Genomic DNA, 2441 nt, shown 5'->3' on the forward strand with positions numbered 1-2441 from the left:
GACTTCCTCAGCGTCGAACGCGCTTCGGAAGTACGAGGCCGGTCTGAAGAGGCACGCGCCCGACGCTAGTGCGTTTGCAGTACACCCGTCAACTCTGCGGGACGGTGATCCCGCATACTGGGCATGGAATGATGGACACCGTGCCGGAAGTGCAAGTGCCCGAGAGGTTGGTGTTCCGCACACCCGCCACCGCGGTGCTGGGCGCCCTGCTGCTCGCGGTGGGCGCCACGCCGTTCGCGTTCGGCGCGCCCGGCCTGTTCGCGATCTACCTCGTGCCGGTCGCGATCATCGTCCGGGTGCTGCGGACCCGCACCACGGCGGACGCCGACGGGCTGGCCGTGCGGCACGTGCTCACCCGGCGCGTGCTGCCCTGGTCGTCGCTGAAGGGGCTGCGGCTGACCAAACGCGCCGGCGTGCGTGCCGTCCGGACCGACGGCACCGAGGTGGCCCTGCCGGCGGTGCGCACCCGCCACCTGCCGGCGCTCGCCCTGATCAGCGGCGGGCGGTTGGACGACCCGCTCGCCGACCTGGAAACGAACCAAGCCTGAGGAGGAGCAGTGCCTCCGCTCCGATCCCGCACCACGACCCAGGGCCGCAACGCCGCCGGGGCGCGCGCGTTGTGGCGTGCCACGGGGATGGACGACAGCGACTTCGGCAAGCCGATCGTGGCGATCGCCAACTCCTACACCCAGTTCGTGCCCGGCCACGTGCACCTGCGCGACCTCGGCGACGTGGTCGCCGATGCGGTGCGCGCCGCGGGCGGCGTGCCGCGGGAGTTCCACACGATCGCGGTGGACGACGGCATCGCCATGGGGCACGGCGGCATGCTCTACTCGCTGCCGTCGCGCGAGATCATCGCCGACTCGGTGGAGTACATGGTCAACGCGCACACCGCCGACGCACTGGTGTGCATCTCCAACTGCGACAAGATCACCCCCGGCATGCTCAACGCGACCATGCGGCTCAACATCCCGACCGTGTTCGTCTCGGGTGGACCGATGGAGGCGGGCAAGGCCGTCGTGGTGGACGGGGTCGCGCACGCGTCGAGCGACCTGATCACCGCGATCTCGGCGTCGGCCAGCCCCGGCGTCGACGACCTCGGGCTGACCGAGGTGGAGCGCTCGGCGTGCCCCACCTGCGGCTCCTGCTCGGGGATGTTCACCGCGAACTCGATGAACTGCCTGACCGAGGCGCTCGGGTTGGCATTGCCCGGCAACGGATCCACGCTGGCCACGCACGCCGCCCGGCGCGAGCTGTTCACCAGGGCCGGAACGACGGTCGTCGAGCTGGCCCGGCGCTGGTACGCCGAGGACGACGAGTCCGCGCTGCCGCGCTCGATCGCCACCAGGGCCGCGTTCGAGAACGCCATGGCGCTGGACATGGCGATGGGCGGGTCCACCAACACCGTGCTGCACATCCTGGCCGCGGCCCGCGAGGGCGAGGTCGACTTCACCCTTGCCGACATCGACGCGATCAGCCGGCGGGTGCCGTGCGTGTGCAAGGTGTCGCCGAACTCCAGCTACCACATGGAGGACGTGCACCGGGCCGGCGGGATCCCGGCCATCCTCGGCGAGCTGGACCGGGCCGGGCTGCTCAACCGGGAGGTGCACGCGGTGCACAGCCCGTCGCTGGAAGCCTGGCTGTCCGAATGGGACATTCGTGGAGCGTCGCCGGCCAAGGAGGCCATGGAGCTGTTCCACGCCGCGCCCGGCGGGGTGCGCACCACGAAGGCGTTCTCCACCAGCAACCGGTGGTCCAGTGTGGACACCGACGCGGCCGGCGGCTGCATACGCGACGTGGAGCACGCGTACACCACCGAGGGCGGGCTGGCTGTGCTCTACGGCAACCTGGCCGAGAACGGCTCGGTGATCAAGGCGGCCGGCATCGATGAGGAGCTGTTCCGGTTCCAGGGCCCGGCGCGCGTGGTGGAGAGCCAGGAGCAGGCCGTGTCGGTGATCCTCGGCAAGCAGATCCAGCCGGGCGAGGTGCTCGTGGTGCGCTACGAGGGGCCGGCCGGCGGGCCGGGTATGCAGGAGATGCTGCACCCCACGGCGTTCCTCAAGGGCGCGGGGCTCGGCAAGAAGTGCGCGCTGATCACCGACGGCCGCTTCTCCGGCGGCACCTCGGGGCTGTCCGTCGGGCACATCTCCCCCGAGGCGGCCGCCGGCGGCACCATCGGGCTGGTCCAGAACGGCGATCAGATCCTCATCGACGTGCACGAGCGCCGGCTCGAGCTGCTGGTCGACCCCGAGGTGCTTGCCGAGCGGCGGGCCAAGATGGAGGCCGGCGAGCGGCCGTGGCAGCCGGCGGACCGGCAGCGCCCGGTGTCCGCGGCGCTGCGGGCGTACGCACGGCTGACCACCGACGCCGCGACCGGGGCGGTGCGCGACCCGGACAAGTAGCCGCGTCGTGAGTCTTTTCTGGTGCTATCACCCCAGAAA

At 71.2% G+C, this 2441-nt stretch carries 2 protein-coding genes; both read left to right on the forward strand.

Going from position 1 to position 2441, the window contains the following annotated elements:
- The first annotated feature begins 140 nt into the window (after positions 1–140).
- Entirely contained in the window at positions 141–548 is a 408-nt protein-coding gene (locus VGX25_RS30595; RefSeq protein WP_326921420.1) for a PH domain-containing protein, read from the forward strand.
- A 9-nt stretch (positions 549–557) separates the two neighbouring features.
- Positions 558–2402 carry a dihydroxy-acid dehydratase gene (ilvD, locus tag VGX25_RS30600; protein ID WP_326921421.1) on the forward strand — a complete coding sequence of 615 codons (1845 nt, stop codon included), beginning with the start codon at positions 558–560 and terminating at the stop codon, positions 2400–2402.
- Positions 2403–2441: the final 39 nt, after the last annotated feature.

Origin of the sequence: Actinophytocola sp. (assembly GCF_035942955.1) — a bacterium.
In the GTDB taxonomy this organism is placed as follows: Bacteria; Actinomycetota; Actinomycetes; order Mycobacteriales; family Pseudonocardiaceae; genus DASYTH01.